This is a genomic window from Bradyrhizobium sp. MOS002, assembly GCF_003020115.1.
In the GTDB taxonomy this organism is placed as follows: domain Bacteria; phylum Pseudomonadota; class Alphaproteobacteria; order Rhizobiales; family Xanthobacteraceae; genus Bradyrhizobium.
In genome coordinates, this window is record NZ_PYFX01000016.1 from 93762 (window position 1) to 118303 (window position 24542).

The 24542-nt window shown below is 61.6% G+C and carries 28 protein-coding genes and 2 pseudogenes; 21 read left to right on the plus strand and 9 right to left on the minus strand.

All coding sequences use genetic code 11. The annotated features are described in order from the left end of the window. Positions 1–40 precede the first annotated feature (40 nt). Positions 41–856 (minus strand): DUF2927 domain-containing protein, encoded by an 816-nt coding sequence (locus C7G41_RS30210; protein ID WP_199198694.1) that lies wholly within the window; start codon positions 854–856, stop codon positions 41–43. A gap of 69 nt (positions 857–925) precedes the next feature. Then, positions 926–1504, minus strand: coding sequence for a L,D-transpeptidase (locus C7G41_RS30215; RefSeq protein WP_106945947.1), 579 nt, complete (start codon positions 1502–1504; stop codon positions 926–928). A gap of 92 nt (positions 1505–1596) precedes the next feature. Here C7G41_RS30215 and C7G41_RS38855 point away from each other — a divergent pair, with 92 nt between their 5' ends. The 3 genes from C7G41_RS38855 (at position 1597) to C7G41_RS30225 (ending at position 3973) form a co-directional block, all read left to right on the plus strand. After that, positions 1597–1722: a hypothetical protein gene (locus C7G41_RS38855; RefSeq protein WP_306768066.1), complete on the plus strand. Its 126-nt coding sequence runs from the start codon at positions 1597–1599 to the stop codon at positions 1720–1722. Between the two features lie 47 nt (positions 1723–1769). Then, positions 1770–3317 (plus strand): acetolactate synthase large subunit, encoded by a 1548-nt coding sequence (locus C7G41_RS30220; protein ID WP_106945948.1) that lies wholly within the window; start codon positions 1770–1772, stop codon positions 3315–3317. 137 nt (positions 3318–3454) lie between these two features. Next, positions 3455–3973 (plus strand): hypothetical protein, encoded by a 519-nt coding sequence (locus C7G41_RS30225; RefSeq protein ID WP_106945949.1) that lies wholly within the window; start codon positions 3455–3457, stop codon positions 3971–3973. A gap of 138 nt (positions 3974–4111) precedes the next feature. Here the strand turns inward: C7G41_RS30225 and C7G41_RS30230 are convergent, their stop codons facing one another. From C7G41_RS30230 to C7G41_RS30245, 4 genes are all read right to left on the minus strand, one after another. Further along, positions 4112–4678 (minus strand): hypothetical protein, encoded by a 567-nt coding sequence (locus C7G41_RS30230; protein WP_106945950.1) that lies wholly within the window; start codon positions 4676–4678, stop codon positions 4112–4114. Positions 4679–4700: 22 nt separating this feature from the next. Continuing rightward, entirely contained in the window at positions 4701–6302 is a 1602-nt protein-coding gene (locus C7G41_RS30235) for a hypothetical protein (RefSeq protein ID WP_106945951.1), read from the minus strand. A gap of 263 nt (positions 6303–6565) precedes the next feature. Further along, positions 6566–8101, minus strand: a complete 1536-nt coding sequence (locus C7G41_RS30240) for a heme peroxidase family protein (RefSeq protein WP_106945952.1) — start codon at positions 8099–8101, stop codon at positions 6566–6568. A 324-nt stretch (positions 8102–8425) separates the two neighbouring features. Further along, entirely contained in the window at positions 8426–8659 is a 234-nt protein-coding gene (locus tag C7G41_RS30245) for a DUF3551 domain-containing protein (RefSeq protein ID WP_106945953.1), read from the minus strand. A gap of 249 nt (positions 8660–8908) precedes the next feature. On the opposite strand from C7G41_RS30245, the gene C7G41_RS30250 reads away from it, so the two are divergent. The 11 genes and pseudogenes from C7G41_RS30250 to C7G41_RS30295 all read left to right on the plus strand — a co-directional run bounded on the left by C7G41_RS30250 (position 8909) and on the right by C7G41_RS30295 (position 17505). After that, the gene (locus C7G41_RS30250) at positions 8909–9247 is read left to right on the plus strand and encodes a hypothetical protein (RefSeq protein WP_106945954.1); all 339 of its coding nucleotides are present in this window, start codon (positions 8909–8911) and stop codon (positions 9245–9247) included. Positions 9248–9404: 157 nt separating this feature from the next. Then, a complete protein-coding gene (locus C7G41_RS30255) occupies positions 9405–9920 on the plus strand; it encodes a hypothetical protein (protein WP_106945955.1) in 516 nt (171 codons plus the stop codon). Positions 9921–9960: 40 nt separating this feature from the next. Further along, positions 9961–10443 carry a transcription elongation factor GreA gene (gene greA, locus C7G41_RS30260; RefSeq protein ID WP_106945956.1) on the plus strand — a complete coding sequence of 161 codons (483 nt, stop codon included), beginning with the start codon at positions 9961–9963 and terminating at the stop codon, positions 10441–10443. Between the two features lie 54 nt (positions 10444–10497). Further along, positions 10498–11175: a hypothetical protein gene (locus tag C7G41_RS30265; protein ID WP_106945957.1), complete on the plus strand. Its 678-nt coding sequence runs from the start codon at positions 10498–10500 to the stop codon at positions 11173–11175. Positions 11176–11814: 639 nt separating this feature from the next. Next, positions 11815–12108, plus strand: a pseudogene (locus C7G41_RS39070) (Arm DNA-binding domain-containing protein); the annotation flags it as partial. A gap of 84 nt (positions 12109–12192) precedes the next feature. Further along, on the plus strand, positions 12193–13038 hold the full coding sequence (locus C7G41_RS30270; RefSeq protein WP_245446772.1) for a tyrosine-type recombinase/integrase: 846 nt from the start codon (positions 12193–12195) through the stop codon (positions 13036–13038). Between the two features lie 357 nt (positions 13039–13395). After that, positions 13396–13638, plus strand: a complete 243-nt coding sequence (locus C7G41_RS30275) for a helix-turn-helix domain-containing protein (RefSeq protein ID WP_106945959.1) — start codon at positions 13396–13398, stop codon at positions 13636–13638. Further along, positions 13635–13934, plus strand: a complete 300-nt coding sequence (locus tag C7G41_RS30280) for an AlpA family transcriptional regulator (protein WP_199198695.1) — start codon at positions 13635–13637, stop codon at positions 13932–13934. Before C7G41_RS30275 ends, C7G41_RS30280 begins: the two co-directional genes overlap by 4 nt. A gap of 122 nt (positions 13935–14056) precedes the next feature. Continuing rightward, positions 14057–14944 carry a toprim domain-containing protein gene (locus C7G41_RS30285; RefSeq protein WP_106945961.1) on the plus strand — a complete coding sequence of 296 codons (888 nt, stop codon included), beginning with the start codon at positions 14057–14059 and terminating at the stop codon, positions 14942–14944. Then, entirely contained in the window at positions 14941–16116 is a 1176-nt protein-coding gene (locus C7G41_RS30290) for an AAA family ATPase (RefSeq protein WP_106945962.1), read from the plus strand. The genes C7G41_RS30285 and C7G41_RS30290 overlap by 4 nt, the downstream gene beginning before the upstream one ends. Positions 16117–17010: 894 nt before the next feature. After that, the gene (locus C7G41_RS30295) at positions 17011–17505 is read left to right on the plus strand and encodes a hypothetical protein (RefSeq protein WP_106945963.1); all 495 of its coding nucleotides are present in this window, start codon (positions 17011–17013) and stop codon (positions 17503–17505) included. A gap of 81 nt (positions 17506–17586) precedes the next feature. Here C7G41_RS30295 and C7G41_RS30300 read toward each other — a convergent pair whose 3' ends face one another. Next, on the minus strand, positions 17587–18093 hold the full coding sequence (locus C7G41_RS30300) for a cupin domain-containing protein (RefSeq protein WP_106945964.1): 507 nt from the start codon (positions 18091–18093) through the stop codon (positions 17587–17589). Positions 18094–18456: 363 nt separating this feature from the next. On the opposite strand from C7G41_RS30300, the gene C7G41_RS30305 reads away from it, so the two are divergent. Then, positions 18457–19158 (plus strand): hypothetical protein, encoded by a 702-nt coding sequence (locus tag C7G41_RS30305; protein ID WP_106945965.1) that lies wholly within the window; start codon positions 18457–18459, stop codon positions 19156–19158. Between the two features lie 155 nt (positions 19159–19313). On the opposite strand, the gene C7G41_RS30310 is transcribed toward C7G41_RS30305, so the two are convergent. Then, positions 19314–19610, minus strand: coding sequence for a hypothetical protein (locus C7G41_RS30310; protein WP_106945966.1), 297 nt, complete (start codon positions 19608–19610; stop codon positions 19314–19316). Positions 19611–20041: 431 nt separating this feature from the next. Continuing rightward, positions 20042–20512: a hypothetical protein gene (locus C7G41_RS30315; protein WP_146159828.1), complete on the minus strand. Its 471-nt coding sequence runs from the start codon at positions 20510–20512 to the stop codon at positions 20042–20044. A 547-nt stretch (positions 20513–21059) separates the two neighbouring features. Between C7G41_RS30315 and C7G41_RS30320 the strand changes: the two genes are divergently transcribed. The 6 genes and pseudogenes from C7G41_RS30320 to C7G41_RS30345 all read left to right on the plus strand — a co-directional run bounded on the left by C7G41_RS30320 (position 21060) and on the right by C7G41_RS30345 (position 24493). After that, entirely contained in the window at positions 21060–21506 is a 447-nt protein-coding gene (locus tag C7G41_RS30320) for a hypothetical protein (protein ID WP_106945968.1), read from the plus strand. 180 nt (positions 21507–21686) lie between these two features. Next, positions 21687–22229 carry a hypothetical protein gene (locus C7G41_RS30325; protein ID WP_106945969.1) on the plus strand — a complete coding sequence of 181 codons (543 nt, stop codon included), beginning with the start codon at positions 21687–21689 and terminating at the stop codon, positions 22227–22229. A 15-nt stretch (positions 22230–22244) separates the two neighbouring features. After that, positions 22245–22401, plus strand: a pseudogene (locus C7G41_RS30330) (SOS response-associated peptidase); the annotation flags it as partial. Positions 22402–22531: 130 nt separating this feature from the next. Continuing rightward, a complete protein-coding gene (locus C7G41_RS30335; RefSeq protein ID WP_106945970.1) occupies positions 22532–23272 on the plus strand; it encodes a TIGR02391 family protein in 741 nt (246 codons plus the stop codon). Further along, the gene (locus tag C7G41_RS30340; RefSeq protein WP_106945971.1) at positions 23269–23892 is read left to right on the plus strand and encodes a hypothetical protein; all 624 of its coding nucleotides are present in this window, start codon (positions 23269–23271) and stop codon (positions 23890–23892) included. Before C7G41_RS30335 ends, C7G41_RS30340 begins: the two co-directional genes overlap by 4 nt. A 13-nt stretch (positions 23893–23905) precedes the next feature. Then, positions 23906–24493 (plus strand): hypothetical protein, encoded by a 588-nt coding sequence (locus C7G41_RS30345; protein ID WP_106945972.1) that lies wholly within the window; start codon positions 23906–23908, stop codon positions 24491–24493. Positions 24494–24542: the final 49 nt, after the last annotated feature.

Sequence of the window (24542 nt, forward strand, 5' to 3'; positions counted from 1 at the left end):
GCATTTACCGCAAGGCTCGCACCTCAGGATGACGGGACAACTACTCAGGAAGACCGTTCACCCGCTTCACCCACGTCCTGACATCGGTGAGCACGTCGGGCAGCACCGCCTTGACCTCCTGTATGGTCATGCCCGCCTTGATGCGGGGATCGTAAAGCAGGTTGAGGATGTACTGGTCGTAGACGTCGAAATAGCCCATCGAGACGTTGTCGTTGAACATGGTCCAGGGCACGCTCGCGGTGTCGTTGATCGGGCCGAGCGATTGCAGCAGCTCCTCATAGGCGCAGTCGAGGAAGGTGAAATCGCCGTTGTCGACGGTGAGGATGACGTCGGAATGCTCGATCTCGAAATTGTCGTTCTTGCGGAAGCCGGACAGGCATTGCGGATCGAGCGAGGTGCGGATCTCGCGGGCCTTCTCCGCGCCGTAGAAGCTCGAGATGGTGCGGAACAGATCGCGGTCGCGCACGAGCTTCACCCGCACATTCGCCGCCTCGCTGCTGTCGATCATGGCGATGTCGAGATGCTGCACGCGCCTGCCGATGTCGTCCACGACCTTTGCGAGCTGCGCCTTGCGGTCGGCGCGGTCGCTCTCGGCGAACACGCGCACCGGTCCGTCGAACTTGCGGATGCGGTCGACGCGGCCGGCAAGGTGGTATTCGGCGCCGAACGCCGTCTTCAGAAAGCCATCGACGATCTCGCCGTCGGTAAAGCTCTTCTTCTCGGCACGCTGGCGCGAGGCAATCGCGGGCAATTCGCCCGCGACGGCGATGGTAGCGGTGTCAGGGACGAACGCTAAGGTGGCGAGCGCCAGCAGGGCGATGCGAAAGCCGGACGAAGGCGGGGCCAATGCGCTCATTGCCAGACGACGCTGCCGTATTCGGAAGCGACGCACAAGACCGCATATCCACGCGCCCGCCGGTTCCTGCTAGTTGTTCAGCACGACCACGGTGGTGCCTACCCCGACGCGACCGTAGAGATCGCTGACGTCCTCATTGGTCATGCGGAAGCAGCCCGAGGATACCGCCTGGCCGATCGTCTCCGGCTCGTTGGAGCCGTGGATGCGATAGAGCGTCGAGCCCAGATACATCGCGCGCGCGCCAAGCGGATTCTCGACGCCACCCTTCATGTGACGCGGCAGGTCCGGCCGGCGCGCCAGCATCTGCGACGGCGGCGTCCAGTCCGGCCATTCCTTCTTGGCGGTGATCCGGTGCACGCCGCCCCAGCGGAAGCCGTCGCGGCCGACGCCGATGCCGTAGCGAAGGGCCTGGCCGTTCTGAAGCACCAGATAGAGCCGGCGCTCCGAGGTGTTCACGACGATCGTGCCGGGGGCGTAATTGCCGTTATACATGACGGTGGTGCGGGGAACCGGGCTCGAGCCGCCGCGGAAGAAATTCGGACCGCCGCCCATGATGTCGCGCGAGTCGAACTCCTCGGCGAAGGCGCCGCCGGCGGTAGCCGACAGCAGTGCGATGGCGGCAATCGGCGCGGCAAAATACCGGATCATAGTTTCCCCCAGCAAAAATCGATTCAACTGAAGTCACAGGCCATATTTGCGGGCTTTCCGCAAGCCACGGCCCCGTGAGGGAGGCATCCTTAATGAAGGAAGTTACCAAACCGGCAACCGCGCCAATTTGCCGGAAAGTATTAGCCAAACCAGCGCATCGCCGTGCGGGGCAGGGCGGCGATGCCGGCTATTGCTTTGACGAGACGAGCGAACAATGATTGTTCGGACGGATTGTTGGAACATTGCCGGTTGCGGGAGCTGACGGATGAACGGTGCGGAAAGTCTGGTGCGGACGATGGTCAAGGGCGGGGTCGACGTCTGCTTCTCGAACCCCGGCACCTCCGAGATGCATTTTGTCGCAGCGCTCGACCGCGTGCCCGGCATGCGTTGCGTGCTCGGCCTGTTCGAAGGCGTCGTGACCGGCGCCGCCGACGGCTATTTCCGCATGAAGGGCACGCCGGCCTCGACGCTGCTGCATCTCGGTCCCGGTCTCGCCAACGGCCTGGCCAATCTGCACAACGCCAAGAAGGCCAATTCCGGCATCGTCAACATCGTCGGCCAGCACGCCGTCTACCACATCGGCTACAACGCGCCGCTGACCTCCGACATCGAGGGCCTGGCCCGGCCGATGTCGTCCTGGGTCCGGACCTCGCCGGACTCCAAATCGGTCGCCGCCGACGGTGCCGCGGCGATCGCCGCCGCCAAGAGCGCGCCGCCGCAGATCGCGACCCTGATCCTGCCCGCCGACACCGCCTGGAACGAAGCGGACGGCATCGCCGAGGTTCCGGCCGAGCAGCAGCGCGCGAGCTATTCGCCGCAGGCGGTCGAGCAGGCCGCAAAGATCCTGCACGGCGACGGCGAGGGCACGCTGCTGCTGATGACCGGCAGTGCACTGAGCGAGCAGGGCCTGGCGCTGGCCGAGCGCATCGCCGCCAAGACCGGTTGCACCGTGATGGGCCCAACCTTCCGTCCCAGGATGGCGCGCGGCCGCGGCCGCTTCTCGATCGATCGCATCCATTACGTGATCGACAACGCACTGCAGATGCTGGCGAGGTTCCGCCATATCGTGCTGATCGAGTCCGACGATCCCGTGGCCTTCTTCGCCTATCCGAACAAGCCGAGCATCCTCAAGCCCGAGGGCTGCGACGTGCATCGCATGACCTCCTGGGGTGAGAATTCGGTCGCGGCACTGGAAGCGCTCGCCGGCGCGGTGAAGGCCAGCGCGAAGGACGTCAAGCCGCAGGCCGCGCAGGAGTTGCTCAAGCCGACCGGCGCACTGACCCACGCCTCGATCGCGCAGTCGATCGCCTATGCGATCCCGGAGAATGCGATCCTGGTCGACGAATCCCTCACCACCGGCCGCGCCTTCTTCCCGCCGACGGCGGCGGCTGCGCCGCACGACTGGCTCCAGAACATGGGCGGCTCGATCGGCTTCTCAACGCCGCTCTCGATCGGTGCCGCGATCGCCTGCCCGGACCGCAAGGTGATCTGCATGGTCGGCGACGGCAGTGCGATGTACACGATCCAGTCGCTGTGGACGCAGGCCCGCGAGAATCTCAACATCGTCACCATCGTGTTCGCCAATCGCATCTACCAGATCCTGCGCGGCGAGTTCGACAATGTCGGCGCCGGCGAGCCCGGCCAGCGCGCCAACGACATGCTGAAGCTCGACCGGCCGACGCTGGATTTCGTGGCGCTGGCCAAGGGCATGGGCGTGCCCGGCCGCGCCGTCACCAACGCGGACGAGTTCAACAAGGCGCTGGCCGAGGCCGTCGCCGAGCCCGGGCCGCGGCTGATCGAAGTCCAGATGTAACTCTGGTCGATTGCGCCGCGAATTCCGGCCCTCACGTAGCCCGGATGGAGCGCAGCGTAATCCGGGACGCCGTGCGTTTTGCGAGAACCCGGATTGCGCTGCGCTCCATCCGGGCTACGATTGGGCCCGGAGGCAAGATGCAGACCGAGCTGAACAAGGTGATCGCGGCGCTCCGGGATTTCTACGCCCACGAAGCATTCATGTTCGAGAAGGACATCGGCGAGCGCGCGATCACGCACCGCTTCGCCGTCTATCTCGAGCGGCAGTTCTCAGGCTGGGCCGTCGACTGCAATTACGACCGGCTCGGCGAGCGTACGCTGCATCTGCCGCGTGGCACCATCATCTCGACCGACGATCATCTGGGCAAGTCGATCTACCCTGACGTCGTCGTGCATCAGCGCGAGATTCCGAACAATTTGCTCACCGTGGAGATCCGCAAGGCCAGCAATCACACCTCGCTCGATCACGACCGGCACAAGCTGATGGCGCTGACCGATGCGCATGTCTGGTTCGCCTTCTGGATCGGCATGCTGCTGGTGCTGGACAAGCACCATGTGACGATCTCGGAGGTCTATGTCAGCGGCGTCCTCGATCAGCCGCTGTCGCGCTGGTTCGCGACCCGGCTGCAGGAGGTCGGCCTCGGGGCTGCTCATTAGAGCGCGTGCCGAAATTGTCGCCTTTAATTCAGCTATCGACGGAAGGCCGACCGCGACGCACCTCACCAAGGACGCTGTCCTTGACGAAGAGTCGGACGTCTTATGGTTCTGCGAACGACGGAAGCTGATTGCTTTGAGTCATAGCCCAAGCGCGATCTCGGCCCATTTCAGCATGCGGTCGCTATTGAGGAATGACAGCACCGCCGGCTCCAGTGACGCGGGCGCGCCCGGTGCGAGCAAAGCCGTCGCGGCCACCATGTCGCAGCGCTGATTGAAGGCGAGTGAGAGCGCGGCCTTGGGGTTCCCCTCGACGCGATATGCCCGGCTGCGGCCGCGCATTGGACCGACGACGATCTCTCGGCCCGCAGCCATCGGCGTTGCCTTCCCAATCAGCGCCAGGTCGCCCATCTGCTCGAGGTCACCGTCATCGGCAATGCCAGTGGCGCAATTGCAAAAGCCGAGCTTGGCGCGAACGTAGAGCTGGACTTCGCCGCCGCAATCCGCGGCCTTGCAGCGGAACGCTTTTCCTTTCCCCCAAGGATCCGCGCCGAAAGGCCAGTCGATTTCTGTCCACACCGGGCGGACCTCCCCGGATGCCGCTGTTGCGCGTGCCGGTTCACCGGACCGCAATATCCATACGGCAGCGGCTGAGCAGATCAGTGCGATGGCTGCGCTGGTTGCAACTAATTTGCTTGTCAGGCGCATGGAAGTTGCTGCGGCACCTTTGCTAATTCTGAGCCATCAACTTTCGAGCGGCCGCGAGGTCTTCTCGCGACGAGTCGCCATTTCTCGCCGTTTCGACGATCTTCGCGTAGTACTGGCGGGCCTTCACAGTATCCCCCGCTTTCTCGGCCGCGTGAGCGGCGCCGATCGTCGCGCCAAAGCGGTTCGGCTCCTTGCGCATGGTGCTTTCGAACGCGACCAATGCCTCCGTCGCCATGCCGCGTTCGAGCAGCATGGTCCCGTAAAGCTCGCGTGCGGGGGCGAGCGGACCCGGCGTCACGATGGATTTTTCGGTCTTGTCTTCGGCATCGGCGGCAAGGCGCATTGCTTCCAACGCATCCGCCTGTTTCCCCAAGGCGTTGAGCTGCCAGGCTGTAGCGACCTGCCGCTGAATGTCCACGATTTCGGCCCAATAGGCATCCTTGTCCTGCTGCAGCTTGTCCCGCAACTCCGCCAGCTTGGCGATGTCCGCCGTCGCTGCGTCTGCATTGCCGGAGCGCGCGGCGCCAAGGGCGCGGGCGAAATAGGTGATCGCATCGACATAGGCAAACCGGCTCGGCTCGACCTTCAGTGCGGCAGCACCCTGCCAATCACCGCGCTCGACCATATAGCGCGCCTGGCTCGCCGCTATCGCGTAGGGACCGGCGCGCACAGCCGGCGCATAGCCCGTGGTCGCAATCATGTCCGCGATGACGTCGCTGGCTCGGCTGTCCTGCGCAAGCTGGAGCAGCGCGTAGACCATATAGTCGTCGGCATGCAGCTGCTCGCTGGGATCCTTGCCCTCCTTGGCAGCCTTGGCGGAACGGCTATTGGCGTCAATGGATTCGTTCCAGTAACCGACGCGCGTGAAGATGTGCGACGGCATATGCAAGGCGTGCGGTGCCGCCGGCGCGATCTCGGAATAACGCTTGGCAGCGTCGAGTCCTTGCTCTGCGATCGCCGGATAGTCATAGAGATGGATCAGGTAATGTGCGACGCCGGGATGCCGCGGCTGGCGCTTGAAGATCGGCTCTAGGATAGCGGCGCCCTTGAGCTGGTTGGCATAGGACTTGTCGTTTGGTGACGCCGTGACGTTCAGCGTGATGGCGTAGGCGATCTGCGCCTCGTCATCATCGGGATAGCGCGCGGCGACGGCTTCGGTTGCCTTGAGATAGGACTGCGCGCGCTGTCCAAACGTCGTCTTTTCGTCGCCCGAATAGAAGGCCAGCAGCGCATCGATGTAGTCACGTTCGCGTTCGCTCTTGGCGCCGAGTGCCTTTGCCTTCTGCAGCGCGGCGAGACCTCCGGTGAGGTTTTCCTTCGGCGCGGGAAAATGTGGATTGTACAGCAGGCTCAGGGCAATGCCCCAATAAGCGATCGCGCATTCCGGATCGGCCTGCAGCGTCTCCTCGAAAATTTCTTTTGCCGGCCGGTACCAGAACGAGTGCTGATAACGCATCCCGCGATCAAAGCGGCGCTGCGCCACCTCGTTGCAGGAGGTCTGGAAGTGCACCCTGCCAAATTGCTCGTCGGTCCCGTCCTCCGCGCGCGCGGCAGGCGTGCCGGAAATTGAACCCAGGGCAGCGAGGGCGAGAAGTGAGACGGTTCTCAAGGCGAGCGCGCGCATCGGCCCCTCCGTTTCTGTTCAGAATAAATTTGGTCAGATGGCGCCGATAAAACCGAGAGCGCCGAAGTTTGTACTGCTAAGACTGGCAATGGCAATTGTGTCGTTGAAGATTTCTCCATTCGCGATGCGAGTCAACAGGAAGCGGGCGGATTTGCGTTAGGGAAGCACGCCTGTCAGGATCCATCCGCCCGCGCGTCGAGGCGAGTGGCCACAAGGCCGCCCGCGTGAGGCGGGCGGCCGTTACTTCATCGTCCGTCACCCGCTCAATGCAGCGGATCGCCCTGGCCGAGCGCGTAGGCGACGAGGTCCTTGAGCGCGAAGCCGGAGCCGGTCACCGGCGTCCATTGCGGGTCGAGCGACAGCACGGAGGAATTATCTCCGAACATCATGCCGAGGAAGACCTCGGCGACGATGCGGCCGCCGACTGGTCCGAGCTGCGGTGTCCTGACCGTGGCGGGCCCACCGGTGGCGGAGATTGGCATGTCCGTCGCGTTTTGCCGCGCCTCGGCGAGGATGTAGGCCCACAGCGGGCAGTTGTCGGCAAACACGCCGTTCGCGATGGTCGCGATCTTGACCTGCGGATCGCCCGGTCCCGGCTCGTCGACGGCCTTGCCGATGATGATCTCGTCGTCGGTCAGCGGCGTCAGGGTCATCGCCCTGGCGACGGCCTGGCCCGACGGCAGCCCGAGCCGCCAGCTGCGCTCGAGATTGCGCAGCGCCAGCGACGCCGGATTGGAGGCGACTTCCGGCGGCAGCTTGCGCAGCGGGTCGACCAGCGAGGCATCGATGCGATAGGCGAACTGCAGCCGCCTCTTGTTGTCGGGATTGGTGTCGTCGTCCTCGACGCCGTAGGGGCGCGTGTCGAGATCGATGAAGCGGCCCCAGTCCATGGCGCGTCCCGGTCCCATCGAACGGAAGCCGGTCAGTGCGTTGTGGTCGGGATTGTTGGGATCGGGGAATATCTGCAGCAGCATGTTGGCCGCGTCGTTCAGCCGGTAGCCGGGGCGGATCATGGAGTGCCCGAGCCGGTAGGCCGCGACCGAGAACTCGACCGGCATGAACGGATAGGTCTTCCAATGGTAATAAGCGAGCTTGCCGCGGTCGTAGTGACCTGCGGTCTTCAGCTGGTCCAGCACGCTGGCATGGACGATGCGCGGCAGGAAATCGTTCAGCACCACGTACTGATAGTGGAATCGGACGCGCTGCTGCACGTCTTCGAACGACAGGCTGTCATTGTCGTCGACCATGCGGTTGTGAAAGCGCAGCATCAAGGCCTGGAATTGCGAGACGATGCTGTTCTCGTCGTTGCGGGGATCGCCGATCAGCGCACGGCCCTTGAAGCGCGGCAGGTCGCTGGCGTCGGGTACGCCCGCGCCGGTGACCTTCTCGCCGAGCCGGAACTTGATGCCGTCATACATGTAGGGCTGGTCGTTCGGGCCGCGGCCGTAGACATTGTCCATGTCGAGCGACGGCGTGCGGAAGTCGACGAGCCCGTCGGGATCCTGCTGCTTGGTCAGCGAGCTGACCGGATCGAAGGTGATGTCGTGGTCGACGAATTGACCGAAATAAGTATAGAGCGAGGGAATGCCGCTCTCTTCTGCGTCCGGCCCGTCCTTCGGCCCGTCGAAGCCGGCGACCATTTTGTCGGCGAGCGCCGACAGGTTTGCGATCGTGTTGGAATCGTTCGGGCCGAATTTGGCCGGTGCGAGCTTGCGGAACATGCGGCCGAAGCGGCCTTGCGAAAGCGGCGAACGCGTTGCGTTCAGACCGCGCGGAACAATTGCGTGACGGCTGCTCATTGAAACACCTTCCTGAAAAGTCGAATGGAAAGATCGGGCTAAGGTTTCTCGCGCTGGGGTTTACAGCCTAGGCGCGATCGCGCCTGTCACGAGCGAGATGGATCACAATTGCCCGGCATCGAAATTTTCGGAAGGTGTGCTTGTCCCCGCAAGCCACGGCTGCGCATCGTGAATTTCTCCGTGGCGATGACGGATAACATTCTCGTCATCGACGGACGCAGGCGGCTTCGCACGGTTTCAATTCGCCGGATCTTCGGCGAAGCGGATCGGCTTCACGTAAAAATTGTGGCGGCGCGCGCGTCATGCGCGCACGCCGCCAATTCGTCAGTAATCGCGCTGCTGCGAGAACGCGTAGCGCGGGTTGATGCCGCAATAGGCGGACGTGCCGGACGCGCTGGCGAGGCACTGCTGATAGCTGGCGAACTGGCAATTGCCGGGGTAACCCCACGAGCGGCCCTGGATGCAATATCGATCGTTCGCAGGATGTGCCTGGGCGGCCGGGGATGCTACGGCCAACAGGGCCGCGAACGATGCGAGAGTGAGGATGGTGCGACGCATGTCAGTCTCCTTTGAGAGCGAGTGGATAGGACGATCAGCCGAGGTCAATGTTCCAGGAGCTCGTCTGTGTTGGTGTCATCGGAATGCCTTGCGTTCGCGATGAGGTACATCATGACGCAGCCTGCCGCCGGCAATGTGATCTCGGCCACAGTTCACGATGGGGTTCCGGCCTATCGTGAGCGGACTTGCACGCGTCGATCCCGGAGAACTACGCTTGCCTTATTCGGATCAGGTATTTTGGAGGTTCTAATGCAAAAGTCATTCTTGCTGGCTGCGACAGCAGCGCTGGCGCTTCTCATGCAAACACCGCTCGCGCTGGCGCAGGGCGCACCAGCCGCCGCCGGAACGGCGGCGCCTGCGGCGACAACTGCCGCGCCGGCAGCGACGACGACAGCGCCGGGCGCCACCAATGACGCTTCCAGCCAGCCGACCGACTCCAAGAAAAGTGCGTCGAAGAAGCCGGTGAAGAAGAAGATGACGCGGCAGCAGGAGATCGATCACTCGGTCGACAGCGGCACGGTGCCCGCGCGCTACCGCAGCTCGGTGCCCAAACAGTACCAGCAATACGTTCCGTTCGATAAGCAGTGACGGATCGCACGGCGGCGCGGCGTGATCGGGCTTCGCGCCGCCGGTGTCATCGCGTGACGGACTGAAATAGGACCTTGGTCGGGCGGAATCCGGCCATACATCCCCAGTGGCGGTCCGCGCGAGCGGTGCTAGAGTAGGTCGAAGCCTGGGGGGAGTAATGAGTGACGACGTGAGGGATGCTGGCCTTGTGGCCATGATCAGCAGCATCCTGGGAGGCAACAAGCGCGCCGCAGAAAGCGTTGCGCCGCCGCCGCTCATCGAGGTTCCGCCGCCGACAGCGCCGACGAACGGATTTGAGCTGGTCGAGCCCCCCGCCGCCGATACGCCGCCGGCCAGGCTCGAGACCAATTCCGAAAACAGCTCCGAGAACGCGCCCGATGCGGCGCCGGCTGCCGCGAAGCCGGTCGAGCCGCCGGCGAAGATCGCCACGACGCCTGATGGCAAGCAATTGCTGCCTGCTGAAGCGATCGCCGATCTCGTCCTGGGCGAGCTGCGCAAGCTGGAGAATTTTCCGGCGACCGGCGCCTCCGTGACGGTCTACGGTTACAGGCACTGGAACGCGATGATCACCTTCGCGCCGTTCTCGACCGCGTTCCGGGATGCGACGCGGTTCCGCCAAGCCATGCCGGACATCGTCTTCAAGCTGCGCCGTTTCGTCGAACTTGAGATATGATCGTGGCCGTGAGCCCGAACAGTTCGACAGGATTTTCGACTTGAGCGTTGCCTTTACCAAAGAAGAGAGCGCGGAAACCGCCGCCGAGACGCTGTTGCCGGATCGGCCGATCTCGCCGCATCCAAACCTCGTGACGGAAGCAGGCTTGCAGGCGTTGCAGGCGCAGCTTCAAGACGCACGCGCAGCCTATGAAGCCGCGCAACGTATCGAGGACGTCAACGAAAAGCGCCGGCAATCGGCAGTGCCCCTGCGTGACGCCCGCTATCTCACCGAACGGCTGCGCACGGCGCAGGTCGTTCCCGCCCCAGCCTCGACCGACACCGTCGCCTTCGGCAGCACGGTGACCTTCAGCCGCGCCGATGGCCGCGTGCAAACCTATCGCATCGTCGGCGAGGACGAAGCCGATCCCAAGGCCGGCTCGATCTCGTTCGTGGCGCCGGTGGCAAAGTCGTTGATGGGGAAGGCGGTCGGGGATGTCGTGGGCGCGGGCGCGCAGGAGATCGAGATTTTGTCGATTGGGTAGGGGACGTTTATCGATGGTTTCCGCTGTGTCCGCGCAACAAGGCGCGATAGCTGGATGAGGCGGTTTCTGTCGGGAGCATTGCCGTTCTACGCGCTGGCCGGGTTGGCCACGTGCATGTACCTCGTCCTGTACAAGACCGATCTCTTCGACCTGAACGCCATCGTCCAGGATGCGACCGGTTCGTCGTGGTTTCCGGTCTTCATATTCGTCTGCGTGCTGCTGGAGTCGGTCTTCCCGTATTTTGGCTATTTCCCCGGAACCGCCCTCATCCTGATGTCCGTGGCGCTCAATCCGAAGCCCGCAGACCTCTCCGTCTTTGTCGTAGCGTGGCTGGCCATCATCGTGGGCGCCGTTCTGAGTTACGGGCAGGCCCGTTTTTTCAGACCGCTGTTGCAGCGGGTTGCCTCGAAGGCGGCATTGAACCGCTGTGAGTCCCTCCTCGACGCCTACGGCCCATATGCGCGCGTTGCCCTGTTCGTTCATCCCAACGCCTGCGCGATGTATTTCACGGCGCTCGGACTTCTCGGCCGCAACCTGACGCGCGAGCTCGCCTATCTCGGCGTGGGTGCAGCAGCCTCCGTGGGCGTTCTGTTCGTCGTCGTGAGCAGACTGGTGTCGTCCGTGGGCACCACCGACGACGGGGAATTACAGCTGCTGCTGGCGGCAGCGCTGGTCGCCATCGGGACCCTCGTTGGTCTGTACGCGGCCTGGCGGCCGGCGCGGGCGGCTTAAAGCTCGAGGTGGCGTGCGCGTCAACCGGCGCGGTCTCACCTCTTGCTCCGTCATTGCGAGCGCAGCGAGGCAATCCAGTCTGTCTCCACGGAAAGACTCTGGATTGCTTCGCTACGCTCGCAATGACGAGGGGAGATCATGCGCAAAACAAAAGCTGATGCGCCAAAGCGATGGACCTAATCCTTCCCGCTTCAGGCCCCCGCGACGATGCCATCCTGCGGGTGTTTTGCCCGACGAGTCAAATCCAATTTCGGAAAATTCGCATGTCTGTAACCCATTGATCCGACTGAGGTCGGCTACTGTGCATGGGGTTGTTTTCGACGTTTTTGATTAAGACGGTCCCGACACGCCGCCAGGCGTCGACAATGGATCCGCAATCAGCAGGGTCAGGAAGGTGAATGGTGGGCGCACAAGGGATCGAACCTTGGACCTCTCCCGTGTGAAGAGAGAGGTCTTGGTCAGGCCTGACCATGCTAGACCACGTGCATCTTCGAAAACTCCTTGAAAATTAGATTATTTTGATACGATATGGCCGGGCTCGGTCAGGCTGATCCATGGCAGCCCGTGCTGTCAAGGTGCTGTCAAGCCGACAGAGAAGAAAGGGCCCTGTGGGGCCGGCTTCAGTTACGTTCAGGTGCCATGTCAAAATCAAAAGCCCGAAAGCTCACCGAGACCATCTGCCAGAAGACGGGAGTTCCTGCTGAGAGGTCGCAGATCATCCTTTGGGACAGCGTGGTGACCGGCTTGGGGCTTCGCTGCCTGTCTGGCGGTTCGAGAACGTGGATTTTTGCGTATCGAGCTGATGGCGGCCGCAGGGCCAACTCTCAGCGCGTCCGGCTTGGCTCTTGGCCTGAGGTGACTGTCGATGCCGCCCGACGGTCGGCACGCTCCCACGCTGGCACAGTGGCCCGTGGGCGCGATCCGGCTGCCGACCGGAGAGAAGAGCGGCGGCGTGAAAAAGCTACTCTGCGGCTTGCACTAGACGATTACGAGCGGGCCCTTAAGCAGCGCCGCCTCGTGAACGTCAAGACGACCATGAGTTCGCTTCGTAGGGGCCTGACAGCGCTGCTAGGCCGGGACGTCAAGAAGCTTACCCGAAGCGACTATGTCGATGCCGTCCACAACATTGAGAAGAGCGGCCGATTAGGAGCTGCCCAAGACCTTCGGAAACACACACGGACCTTTGCCGAGTGGTGTGTTGGCCGAGGTTTGGCTGATCATAACGTTCTGGCCGGGCTGCGTCGGCCCCGTCGGACGCGCGCCGAGCGGCTCAAGGCCCAAGAGAAGGGGCGCGCTCTGTCGGACGGGGAAATCAAGGCAGTCTGGACTGCTTCGGCGGGATTGGGGGCTTTCGGTCGCCTCGTCCAGCTATCTCTCTTGACCGGCATGCGTCGCGGCGAGCTGTCAGGATTGCGCCGCGCTGACATCAAGGCCGACCGGCTGGTGCTGGAAGCTCAGCATACGAAGACCGGCACCGCTCATGAGGTCCCCGCAACCATCCTAATGCGCACCGTGTTGGCGCGCCAACCGTTGACTAACTCGAAGCTGGTTTTTCCTTCGAGCCGCACAGGCACACGGATCTCCGGCTGGACCAAGCTGGTAAAGCAGCTCGTGAAGATCAGCGGAGTTGACTTCACGATGCACGACATCCGCCGGACGTGCCGGACGCTGATGTCCCGTCTTGGGGTAGCGGAGGACATCGCCGAGTTGGCCATTGGGCACCAGCGCGCAGACCTCGTGGCGCGGTACAACAAGGACGAGGCTTGGGAGGGGCGCGTCGCGGCCTTCGAGCTGGTCTCGACGTATTTGACGGAGCTTGTGGAGGGGCCGAGCGCGACTATCACGTTTCTTCAGGCTTCATGATAGCACTACAGATTATCTTGGATCTGAGTAGCAACTGAGGTATCCTTCCGTCACCTGCTGCACAGTCGAGCGGAGGATCCGAGCGTATTGCGCTACGTCCGGCTGATTGGAACTAAAAGGCCCTTACGGCGGGTGGGGCGCAGGCGGCAATAAGCTGCTTGAAGGGAACGCGCGCTTGTCCGAGCGCAGGGCTTCGGCGCTGTTGCTGCGCAACGCTCGGGACACACTGGGAGCCAAGTGCCCTGCCGGCCGGGGGCTCACGCCGCCGTTCACTGAACGGCCTTCCTATAGCCGCAGACCTGTTTGCGGATTGGTTGCTATCTGATTGTTTCCTGCGGTCTCCATTTTGAGGGACCTATGGACAAATCCCATACATCTACGCCGGCCATTGCCGGCGGCGGATACGATCTTCTGAGCCTTGACGAGGCCGCTCGCCGTCTGGGTGTCAGCCGCGCCTTCCTGCGTCGGAAGCTGACGGCAGACCGCCTGACTGTTGTCAGGTTCGGCCGGCTGCTACGCATCCCGCCTACGACGCTCGACGAGATCGTCGAGCATGGACGTCGCCCGTTTTCCCCGCACAGTGTCGGAGACGAGCGATGAGCAATGCGGACATCAAGCTGCAAGGGCGCAGCCGCGACCGCTCGGTGCCGCCGCCGCCAAATTTTGACCCCTCGCGCTTGCCCGATGACTTTCTCCTGACGGCAAGGGAGTTGGCGGGGTGGCTGCGCCTCTCACTGTCAACGTTGGAGGATTGGCGCCTCCGGCATCCAGAGCGTGGGCCGGCATCCGTGCAGGTCGCCGGAATGCCACGATACAGGCTTGGCGATATTCGAACTTGGCTTGTCGCCGATAACGTCAACACCAGCCGGCCAATGTCGGCACCTGAAACAGCATAACGAGCCGCACGGACAGGCCGCGCAGCTCGTCGGAGCAAATTTCTAGAGTAAGCAAATCTTACCGCACGCTAGCTCCGCGTGCAAGCGAGCCAGACCTGCGGTCTCCATGAACGGAGACTGCCATGCTCTACGATCCTCGTGCGGTTGCCGCTGCACTCGGCGGTGACGCGCACGGTAGCAACATTAGCGCACCGGGACCGGGCCACAGCCCTTCCGACCGATCTTTATCCGTCCGGCTCGACCCTGATGCACCCGATGGGTTCCTCGTGAACTCATTCGCGCACGATCCGCTCAAGCTCTGCCGCGATCATGTGCGCGCTGCGCTTGGCCTTCGGGGAAATCAATCCCGAACCATCCGCCCGGCTGGCGAGATTGCCCGCGTCCACCGGACGACAGATGAACCGCAGCGAGTAGCTGATGCTTTGCGGCTCTGGAGCAGGACCCGCGATCCTCGCGGCACGATAGTCGAGAAATACCTTGGCCATCGGCCTCTACCGCTGCCGGACGAACTCGCCGGCCGTGTGGTTAGGTTTCACCCAAGTTTGTGGCTGGACGGGCACCATACCCCCGCCATGGTGACGCTGTTGCGGGATGTCTCAACCGACGAACCGTGCGGTGTCCAGAGGACCTTCGTCAACGCCACGAGCGCAGAGAAAATCGACCGTCGAATGAAGGGACGTGCCAAGGGCGCGGCCATAAAGCTTGATCCCCATCCTCTCGCTGGTCGGCGGCTGGTGATTGGGGAGGGCTTCGAGACATGTTTGGCGGCCTATGTTGCCGGGCTTCGGCCAGTTTGGAGTGTGGGCTCGGCGGGAGGTATTGGAGCATTCCCGGTTCTATCGGAAATCAACGTCCTGATCATTCTCGGCGAGAACGACAAGAACGGCAGGAACGCGGAGGTGACACAAGCCTGCGCCGCGCGTTGGCGCCGCGCCGGCCGGCAGGTGTTCGTGATTGCCCCCCTCAGGGGGAAGGACTTCGCGGACGTGTGGCGGGAGGTTGCGCGATGAGCGACGACATCCCCTTATCCGACCCGCGCCTGACCGGATTGATAGATATCCGGGAGGTGACCGGCCAACCCGATGATGCAGGGCAAAGCGCACCATCCGCCGAGAAAACTGCAACACTGCCGTTCGCGTTGTGGCGGGATCTCGTCGAGAACGACGCCGCCAAACGCTGGCTTGTTCACGACCTTCTTGGCGACGGTGAGTTCAGTGCATGGTTCGGTGAGCCGGGGAGCGGCAAGAGCGTGCTGGTCGAGGATCTCGCAATCCACGTTGCTGCCGACCTCCAGTGGCATGGCCGAGCGATCCGGCATGGCGCTGTCCTGTTTGTTGCCTTGGAGCGCGCCCAATTGGTCAAGCGCCGGGCCGTCGCATTTAGGAAGAAGCGCGCTGTCGAAGAGAACCTGCCATTCGCCGTTATGCAGGGGGTGCTCGACTTTCGCGAAAGATCCACCGCCGACAGGGTAATTCAGGCGGCGAAACTTCTGAGCAAGGTAACAGGGCTGCCCGTGGTGCTGATTGTCATCGACACCTTTAATCGGGCACTCTGTGGCGGTGACGAAAACTCGCCCAAGGATGTCGGTGCTGCAAACGCCGCAGTTGGGCGCATCCAGAATGCCGTCGGTGCGCACGTCCTGCTGACCCATCACCAGCCGCAGGACGGCAACGCGAGGATGAGGGGCCATGGCGCGCTGCTCGCGGCCGTTGACACCACGGTCCATGTCGAGAAGGCCGGCGATGCCCGCACCGCCACCGTCATGAAAGCAAACGATGCTGAGGAAGGGCAGCGAATTACATTTCGGCTGGAGAGCGTGCAAGTTGCCTGCGTCGATGGCGTGGAGACTTCCGCGCCTGTGGTCGTCCCGGTCGAGGGCATCGGCACCAAGGCAGCGAAGCAGGCAAATTTGTCAAACGCCGCTAGAATTACGCTCGACGCCCTGCATGATGCGGTGAACGAGGAGGGCGTGGCCGCGCCACCATCCAATATCATCCCGGGCAGCGTTAGGGTGGTCAGCGAGGCCCAGTGGAGGCGCTACGCGTATGCGCGCGGAATAAGCGGCGGCGGGGAAAGGGCGAACCAGAAGGCCTTCAAAACCTCTTATGAGGTCCTCCTTGCTCGAAAGCTCGTTGGATGTTGGGAAGGCCAGTATTGGTCGGCCTCCAAGCACAGCGGGTGAGGCGAACCAGCGAACACCCTTAAAGGGGGTGTTCGCGTTCGTTCGCGTACACCGGCGAACAAGTTCGCCAAAGTTCGCTAGTTCGCCGTGAGGTTCGCTTGAGCCGCACAAAATTGGCGTGCGTGGCCTCCCTCAGGCAGCTCTTTTGAGCTTCATATCAATCTCGCTCACCTTTAGTGAACTTTGGTCGCCAACAATCAATTACCTGTCGCCGTCGCATCCTTGCGATTGCCGCAGCCCCGCCGTGAGCAGAGCAGACTGATAGGCCAAATCGGGTCAGCGCCAGCATGTTGCACTTTTCACCATTGCGTTTGACGGCCTTGCAGGCCAGTCGATTGGTCCGGCCCGGCGTGAATTGGTTTTGCAGCATGATCAACCGCCAAGCGACGTTGCCGGCTGCGACGGGGTGTGGGTTCGCCATGGGCTACCTATGCGTTTGTCATGCAAAACTTTACCTTTGGCCTTGCCGCAAAACGCCGGGGGTGATCCATCCCCCCTCGGCTGGCCTACCTTCTCCCCTTGTGGGAAAATCCGTTTTCGGTAAGCCCGCTAAACCCCTTGAAATGACGATTGAATTTTTGCGGGCCGGTTTTCCATGTATCCCGGCGTGTATCCTATTCCCCGGTGGGGCGATGGCGGCTCAGAAGCGTTTGGAAGCCCGCTGAGTGGCCTTTCGGCGCGCCGCTATGATCTCCTATCACGCTCGGCGAAGCGCCTGTAGCCCCGGATTTGCGGGCTTCCCTGCGGCCTCGACGATTGACGCTGTTACCGCCGGTCGTGGGTGACGCACGGTTTTTTTGTTGGTCGCGAACCCTCCTTGACCTAACGATCTACATAGTCTACGTCAGACTATCAACATCGCCTAACTCAGACCATCAACATAGAGAGAAATACATGCCTGCCCTCCACATCAATGATCCCGCCGCCGTCGATCTGGCCGAGCGTCTGGCGCATCATGCCGGTGTCAGCCGCACCCAACTCCTGCTCGATGCGCTTCAGCTCTATCGCGACGAAAAATACCCGGACCTTCCGATGGCCGAGAGCGCCACTGCCAGCCCCGAAACCAAACAGGCTCAGTTGAAGCTGCTCGACAGCGAGCTGCGCCGCATCACGCTGGAGTATCAGCGCCTCCAAGCCAAGGTGCAGGGCAAGCCCAGTGTTGGCTCACGCGTTTACAAGATGATCGCCGACAATGGCGTGATCGGTACGCTTGAAAAGCTGGTCGAGCGGAAGACTGACGGCTTGGAATTTCTGATCGAAAATAACCGTTTGAATTTGGCAGCTGAAAACCTCGTATTGGATGACCGTTTCAAGCTGGTGGTCTCCGACGAAATGCGCGAGAAAGCCGAGCGCAATCTGCGGAAGGCACGCGCGGCGCTGATGACGTGATGCCGTCCGCTGTCGGTCGCCTGTCCGCGCCGTGATGCTGGCGCCGTTCGCGATGGTGATGCCGTCCACACCAAGGTCACATCAAACCAAACCAAAGCGCGCGCACAATCCAGCGACGCTGTCGGGGTCCATATCCAGTTCATACTTTTGACGAAGCAGCGCGGCCTTGGTTTTGTCGGGAAAAATCGCCTGCAGTTCGCGAAAGTAATCTTCGAAACCGGCGGGTGAAATTACTTCGATGATTTCGCACGGGGCGTCGCCCGCGTTCCAGAACGTGTGCCACTGCCCTCGTGGCTTAAACACCCATGTTCCCGGTTCGGCTGTGACAACGTCATCGCCGAGCAACGCCCCGAGGGTGCCGGTCAACACATACGAATGCTCGTCTTCGCGGTGGTGGCGATGCAAGGGCGCTGCCAACGTGCGGGGTGGTAACTGATGATGAACTACGGAGAAGCGGCCACCGGTTTGAGGACCATCAATCTTCCACTGCGTACCGAGGCGGCCAGTGTGGAATTTCTCACCCGCCTCCAGCGGGATCAACAGTGGACCGGACGAAAGAGGTGATCGACCCGAAAATTCGCGTTCCATGTCATCAAGCTCCCTTGTGCGCGAACGCCCTCACAATAAGGCCTTTCCTGAGAAATGTCTGTTAGATGCGCGACGGGACTGGCGGTGACCGTTCTCACGATGGCGGCCCTCCGCAAGATGGCGGCCTCATCGGGTCGCGGGTCCTCTGGAGGGCGTGATCAAGTGGCGGGACCGCGCGACCTTGAGTTCCCAGCGTATTTCAAATCAGGAATTTCCGTGGTGGCAGTGACTTGCCATTCTGCGGTGACCGGCGGCAGATTGGCGCGGCGGATCGCAAGCGGGGCCCTTTTACCCGCGTGGGTAAAACGAAGCGCAGACGCGGCATGGCATCAAAGCCAAAGGGCGAGGTGAAGGAAAATTGAGATGGCAGACGAACCGCAAGCCGGGACCGTCAGCGCGGATCAGGCGATGATGCTGCTGCTGTTGGACGGGCCAGCCGAGCTGAAGCGGCTGCAACGGAACGGCGCGTTCAAGCCGATGGCGCCGGGCCGCTACCGGCTGGTCGATCTGGTGCAGGGCTATGTGCGCTATATCCGCAAGCCGGATGCGGGCGAGCCGGTGTCGGCAGCCGCGCTGGCCGAGCATCTCGGGTGCGTCAGGAGCTACCTCGACAAGCTGGTCCAGCAAGGCGTGATCGAAAAGCGCAGCGATGGCCGCTTCGATCAGGATGCATGTCGAATGGCCTACCTGAAGCATCTGCGGGAAGCCCGCAAGCTGTCGCCTCGCGGCGCTGCGGACGTGGCCCTGCAGCAAGCGAAAGCGGAGCTGGTGCAGCTTCGTGTTGCCGAACGCAAGGCCACGCTGATCCCCGGTGCCGAGCATGAGGCCCGCGTCGAAGCCATCGCTGGCGTGATATTGTCGGCCCTGTCATCGATGCCAGCGCAGTGCGCGCCGGTTGGCGATCTGCCAGCCAGACGGAAGCTTGAACGATGGGTGACTGATGTGCGCCTCGCAATAGCCAAGACGATGAACGGGATCGCAGATGCAGAAGACGAAGCGGAGGCTTCAGATGGAACGCATCGTGAGGTGCGCGCAGTGTCAGCGCGCGAACGTGTCCGCGTCTGACTATCATTGCGACGAGTGCCGAAGGGCATGGCAAAGCCGGTGCTGGCGCAGGTTCGCGGAAGCGATGATGCGCGGCGTCGAGCCTGAGCAAGATCGCAAGACGTTGCATTGACCCGTCACTGCCGACGATGCTGTGGCAGGATCACCACTGGCGATCAGCTTCCTGCTGGCGGACCTTTGAACATTTGCGTCATTGCATCGAGATGCTGCATGGCTTGAAACCGGGCGGTCTCGCGCATCAGCGTGTTGGGCTCATCATCGTTCGCGTTAGCGTCGGCCGGTCCAGCGCGGTTCAGAGCATGGTCAACAAAGGCGTTCAGACCAGAAATAAACTTTTCCCGGTCCTGCGGAGGCACGAACATGAACACGGACTGTAACGCGGCCGATGCCAGAAGGCTTGCAGCCAGAGCTTCGCCGCGCGCCGCCGCGATATTCTTCTCAAGTGCGTTCATGGTCGCCCCCCTCAAGTCAGTCGGCAAATCGCTTCGACCGATCAAGCCACCATCGCAAGATCGCTGGCAAATTGGAAGGGTGCGCGTGGCCAAACGCGACAAGGTGGAGTTGTCTGCGCATGATGCGATGATTGGTGATGATCCTCGCACGCTTCGTGCGTCTTCGTTTGCGGGTTCTGATGCTGCGGCGGCTCCGCTAAACCTTCCGAGTTTGCCTTCTCGGAAGGTTTGTCCGACGACGCGTTCTGAGCCTGCGCGTTCTGATGTTGCGGCTGTGGTTAAACAGCGGGATTTGAATTTCAGCGCAGTTTGGTGCTTTCGGGTAAATGCGCGTTGCGTGTTGCGCTCGATGCCCGCTATGCGGTTCCGACAGCCCGGTGCCACGTTTGTCCGGCTGCACCGGCACCTGCGTGAGCAACGCTGCCATCATGTCATCCGTAAGCGTATCGCGCGCTTACCGGCTCCGCTGCTTGATCGCCCACAATCGATAGGCTTCGTCTTTCGTAGGGATCATCACCGCCGGTCGGCGGCGGGATAAGCTTCGCGCCTTCGCTGCGAAAGTGATCGAGACCACGGCCCATCGCCTTGCCCTTGAGCGTGTGCTGATCGTTCGCCCAATCCGGTATCTCCGGGGCGAAGCCTTCGAGCATCGACCGAAGCCCTATGGCCGCGCCGAAGTGACAGGCCGCGCGGGACTTCGGCGCGCGCGCCATCATGCGGATGGCGCTGCCGATCATCAGCCGGGCTTCGCCGACGCTCTTGCTGTAACGCTCTTTCGACTGCGCGACGGCGGCGGCGACGAACGGCACGACCCATGGTGCCGCCAAGGTGTCGAGGTCTTCGTGGCAAATGGTTTCGAGCCTGTTGCAGACCATGGTGTGGAACGCTTTGCTGGTGTGCATCAGCTCGACGGCGAAATTCCATCGCCTCGCGCTCAAGGCCGCGCCTGATCGCCTTCTGCATCGCTGAGACGCAGGCCATCGCGGGAAGGCCGTGCTTGGTGTCGGGGATCATCGGGCCGCTCCGTCTTGCGTGACGGCGACGACTATGGTCTCGCCCGCGACCTTTGCCGCGACGAGGGCGCGAGCCTGATCGAGCGAATAGGCCGTAGACGGTGAACAGCGGTTTCGGGCTCTGGCCGGGGATCGGCTGATAGACGGTGAAGGGCTTCGGGTTTCGCATGGCTTGCTCCGGCGTGAAGCTCGGGCGAACCCCGAGCCTTCAGGTTCAGCCACCGAAGGCGCTCGCAGTAAAACATTGTTTTCATGCGAAAATTCATTGTCCCATATTGTTTCGGGCCGATCTCTGCCGGTAGCGCTGGTGAAGCCGATGCGGGTGTGCTGGCCAGCGCCCTGAACTGGCCTTTGCCAGTTTGGGAGAAACGGTTATGTGGCCTTTCCTTCATCTCACGGTTGCGGTACTGCCTCGCAGGACTGGGGGGTAAGGGACATGCGTAAGTTGGGATTAGCCGTGGCGCTCGCCGTGGCGCTGGCGGGCTGCGCCATTCAGCGCGCTCAAGTGGCTCAGGACGCCCGAGCGCAGATGGTGGGGCTTTCCAAGGAGCAGGTTCTCGGATGTATGGGGCCGCCGGGAAACAAGGCAGCGGAAGGCCAGACAGAGGTTTGGTCCTACGCCTCCGGCAACGGCTTCTCGTCCACCGTAGCAACTGCTGACGTGAGCACCAGCGGCCAAGCCACACGCATGGGCAATCAGGTCTACGGCTCGGCCAGTTCGACGGGTTTCGGCACCGCCGTGTCCACGCGACGCTTTTGTACCGTCAACGTCGTTATGACAAACGGGCTCGTAAGTGCCGTTAACTATCAAGGCCCCACCGGAGGATTGCTGACGGCCGGTGAGCAATGCGCTTTCGCCGTTGATGCCTGCGTCAAGAAATAATGATGCGGTGATGAGACGACCAAAGGCAACGCCGGTCCATGAACTGGAGCGATACATGCGGTGCAACGACTGCTCTGAGGTCCGGTGCTATCGGTATAGGCGCAGCCAACTCATGGCGCTGCGACCGACCAAAATTTCGGCGAGCGATCCGCAGTCAACGTCGTGGCCGGGCGAACGGTGATGTTTGAAGAAAGGATTGCGTTGATCGCTCTCTTAGTTCTGGCGGCTTGGTTATTCGTCGGACTTCCGATCATTTACCTACCGAGCGAGAGCGTCAGCCAAGTCGTTACCAAAGCGCCAATGTTCGCGCCGATCTTCACAACGATCATCGCTTTATTTGCACTCATAGTCGCCTCGAGACAGTTGGCTCTTAATCGCCAAAATCAGCGGGAAACATTGGCGACTGCGACCTTCCGGGAGTTCCTGAAGCTGTGCATTCAATACCCTGATCTCGCTTCTGGAGAACCAAGCACAGAACACGACGAAAGATACCCGTGGTTCGTCGCTCATTTCCTTTGGGCCGCAGAAGACGTACTTGAATATGCTGCCGATGCGTGGGAGCAAAACCTTTCCCTATATGTTGAGGATCACCGCGAGTATTTAGAAAACGATACTGAGTTTCGAGAGAAGGATTTTCCCACTTATTCCCCAAAGTTGCGTAGCTTTATAAACAAAACTCTCGCGACCTTGCGAGCTAACGATATGGGGACAAGGACGCAGTAGGTCTCAACATCTTTCATGTGCAATCTCTACTCGATCACCACCAACCAAGCGGCCATCGCGGCGCTGTTCCGCGTCGTAAACCGCTATGTCGGCAACCTTGCGCCGATGCCGGGCGTGTTTCCGGATTATCCCGCTCCGGTGATCCGCAACACCGACACCGGGCGCGAGCGACAAAGAGGACCGCACGGCAGCATGACCATGACCGCCGCTGATAAGGACGGCTGTACAAGCCAAGCTCCCGCCAACTGGTACAAAATCAGTGCGAGCAATCCGCCGTCAAGGTGGTGCCAAGGGGGAGAGAGATGACATCATTGCCGGAGTTAATCCCTGACGTCGATTTTCTTCTCGCAATGGAGGCGGAAGAACTCGCTGCGACGATGCTGCCGATCTTAGCCAGAGGGCGTCAGCAATCGGGCGTTCACCTCGGAAACTACAGCTCGTCCGTATTTTCGCCCAACATGGGCGGCCACCTCTACGATAGGCGGAACGAACACCAGATACTCCTTGCCGTGACGGAGGCTTGGAACTGGCTCGAAGTTCACGGCCTCCTTGTTCCCGCACCCGGCACCAACGGCAGCCACGGCTGGCGCGTCTTCAGCCGAAAGGCAGAAAAGCTGACTTCGTCCGACGATGTGAGGCAATTCGCGAAGTCGCGCCATCTTCGACGCGAAATCCTGAACCCCCGGATCGCCGACAAGGTTTGGTCCGCGTTCATTCGAAGCGAGTACGATGTCGCAGTATTTCAAGCGATGAAGGCCGTGGAAGTCGCCGTACGCGAGGCGAGCGGGTTTGGCGCGGAGGAGCTTGGCGTCAAGTTGATGCGAAGGGCGTTCAACGTTGAAAATGGCCCGCTGACCGACATGACTGCGGAAATGGGCGAGCGTCAGGCGTGTTCAGATTTGTTCGCGGGTGCCATCGGTTCCTACAAAAATTCTCACTCTCATCGCGATGTCAATCTCGACAACCCAGACGAAGCCCATGAGTTGGTCATGCTGGCTAACCACCTGCTCAGAATTGTCGATCAACGTCGAGCAGCGGTATGACGAAGTCAACCGACCCGCGCGTTGACTTCATCCTCGCAAGCGCCCCCCGACTGATTGTTGTCGCGACGAGATGCGCTTGGTCGTTCGGCGCAGCGGAGGGCCTGAACGATGTTCTGACATCGCGACCCGACCAAAAAGGCGAATGGCGGCAGCCAGTCGCGGTTCTCCATCGCGACGCGCTGCTGATGGCCGCCTTGCGTGTTTCTGTCCTGTTAGACGCAGATCCTAAGGCCGTCAGCTTTCAGACGGTCTACCATTCGCTAAAAGAGACCGCAGTGCAGACCGCGCTTCTGCAGGCGCTGGACGCCAAAGGCGGTCCTGATGTCGTCACCCCGACGAGGGCTGATTTGATTGGGACATACCTCAAGACCTACGGCGAAATCGATTGGAATGTGCACGGTCGCCTTGTGCACTTCCGCAACTTGGGCATCGCCCACCTATCGCTGGACCAGCTAACGAAGTCGGTCACATTTGTGGAGTTGAGGACCATGGTAGAGGTTGTCACCCGACTTGCCTCAACGATGCAGCACCTGCTCCAGACGGACACCGCATTTCATGACAAGATGGTCAAGGAGTGCAGCGATCAGGTGAAGCGAGTAATCAATTATGATCTGAGATGATGGCGTCAGTAGCATGACCAACGACGATAACGAAGATGCTGGCGATTTTGAGCGGTTGATCCTCGCCAACACCCGTGAATGGAACAGCTTCTGGTTCTGGCGCGACAAGGCAGTCGGCGAAAGGGGCGCTGCTCTCGAAATCCTCGAAGCTGCCAAGGTTCAGGTCGCTGACCTGAGGTCACTCGATCAAGACCCGCCCGATTGCGAAGCCATGCTGGACGGCAAATTTTCTGGCATCGAGGTGACCGAACTGGTCCACAAGCCCACGCTCGAACGATCTATCAAGGCGGTGAGACAGCGGGCGCGAGGTGAAGAGCCTCCCAAGCCCGAAGCCTATTTCAACTGGAGCCGCGACGACCTCGTTGATGCCCTTCAAAAATTGCTGCACGTAAAAAATTCGAAACTACCAGCGCGATCTTACGAGCAGTACGTCCTCGTCATTCACACGGCCGAGTTTTTTCTGGACAGCGGCACCGTCGAGCGCTTCCTGCAAGGCGCGAGCTTCAGCAGCGGCCTTATAAGCCGCGCGTTTCTTGGTTTGTCGTATGAACCCGGCGACAGAGGCTACCCGGTATTTGAGCTTGAGTTAGTGCGCGCTTAGATATGGCCCAGTGACGGCGTCCCTCCGGCTTCATCGAACCGGGCCAGCC

Coding starts and splice junctions, on each gene's coding strand:
- C7G41_RS30345 (WP_106945972.1), top strand. CDS start 23,906: ATGACCAACGACGATAACGAAGATGCTGGCGATTTTGAGCGGTTGATC.
- C7G41_RS30245 (WP_106945953.1), bottom strand. CDS start 8,659: ATGCGTCGCACCATCCTCACTCTCGCATCGTTCGCGGCCCTGTTGGCC.
- C7G41_RS30285 (WP_106945961.1), top strand. CDS start 14,057: ATGCTCTACGATCCTCGTGCGGTTGCCGCTGCACTCGGCGGTGACGCG.
- C7G41_RS30305 (WP_106945965.1), top strand. CDS start 18,457: ATGGCAGACGAACCGCAAGCCGGGACCGTCAGCGCGGATCAGGCGATG.
- C7G41_RS30265 (WP_106945957.1), top strand. CDS start 10,498: ATGAGGCGGTTTCTGTCGGGAGCATTGCCGTTCTACGCGCTGGCCGGG.
- C7G41_RS30335 (WP_106945970.1), top strand. CDS start 22,532: ATGACATCATTGCCGGAGTTAATCCCTGACGTCGATTTTCTTCTCGCA.
- C7G41_RS30250 (WP_106945954.1), top strand. CDS start 8,909: ATGCAAAAGTCATTCTTGCTGGCTGCGACAGCAGCGCTGGCGCTTCTC.
- C7G41_RS30300 (WP_106945964.1), bottom strand. CDS start 18,093: ATGGAACGCGAATTTTCGGGTCGATCACCTCTTTCGTCCGGTCCACTG.
- C7G41_RS30325 (WP_106945969.1), top strand. CDS start 21,687: ATGTTTGAAGAAAGGATTGCGTTGATCGCTCTCTTAGTTCTGGCGGCT.
- C7G41_RS30220 (WP_106945948.1), top strand. CDS start 1,770: ATGAACGGTGCGGAAAGTCTGGTGCGGACGATGGTCAAGGGCGGGGTC.
- C7G41_RS30310 (WP_106945966.1), bottom strand. CDS start 19,610: ATGAACGCACTTGAGAAGAATATCGCGGCGGCGCGCGGCGAAGCTCTG.
- C7G41_RS30275 (WP_106945959.1), top strand. CDS start 13,396: ATGGACAAATCCCATACATCTACGCCGGCCATTGCCGGCGGCGGATAC.
- C7G41_RS30215 (WP_106945947.1), bottom strand. CDS start 1,504: ATGATCCGGTATTTTGCCGCGCCGATTGCCGCCATCGCACTGCTGTCG.
- C7G41_RS30340 (WP_106945971.1), top strand. CDS start 23,269: ATGACGAAGTCAACCGACCCGCGCGTTGACTTCATCCTCGCAAGCGCC.
- C7G41_RS30225 (WP_106945949.1), top strand. CDS start 3,455: ATGCAGACCGAGCTGAACAAGGTGATCGCGGCGCTCCGGGATTTCTAC.
- C7G41_RS30255 (WP_106945955.1), top strand. CDS start 9,405: ATGAGTGACGACGTGAGGGATGCTGGCCTTGTGGCCATGATCAGCAGC.
- C7G41_RS30290 (WP_106945962.1), top strand. CDS start 14,941: ATGAGCGACGACATCCCCTTATCCGACCCGCGCCTGACCGGATTGATA.
- C7G41_RS30280 (WP_199198695.1), top strand. CDS start 13,635: ATGAGCAATGCGGACATCAAGCTGCAAGGGCGCAGCCGCGACCGCTCG.
- C7G41_RS30230 (WP_106945950.1), bottom strand. CDS start 4,678: ATGCGCCTGACAAGCAAATTAGTTGCAACCAGCGCAGCCATCGCACTG.
- C7G41_RS30210 (WP_199198694.1), bottom strand. CDS start 856: ATGAGCGCATTGGCCCCGCCTTCGTCCGGCTTTCGCATCGCCCTGCTG.
- C7G41_RS30235 (WP_106945951.1), bottom strand. CDS start 6,302: ATGCGCGCGCTCGCCTTGAGAACCGTCTCACTTCTCGCCCTCGCTGCC.
- C7G41_RS30315 (WP_146159828.1), bottom strand. CDS start 20,512: ATGCACACCAGCAAAGCGTTCCACACCATGGTCTGCAACAGGCTCGAA.
- C7G41_RS30295 (WP_106945963.1), top strand. CDS start 17,011: ATGCCTGCCCTCCACATCAATGATCCCGCCGCCGTCGATCTGGCCGAG.
- C7G41_RS30320 (WP_106945968.1), top strand. CDS start 21,060: ATGCGTAAGTTGGGATTAGCCGTGGCGCTCGCCGTGGCGCTGGCGGGC.
- C7G41_RS38855 (WP_306768066.1), top strand. CDS start 1,597: ATGAAGGAAGTTACCAAACCGGCAACCGCGCCAATTTGCCGGAAAGTA.
- C7G41_RS30240 (WP_106945952.1), bottom strand. CDS start 8,101: ATGAGCAGCCGTCACGCAATTGTTCCGCGCGGTCTGAACGCAACGCGT.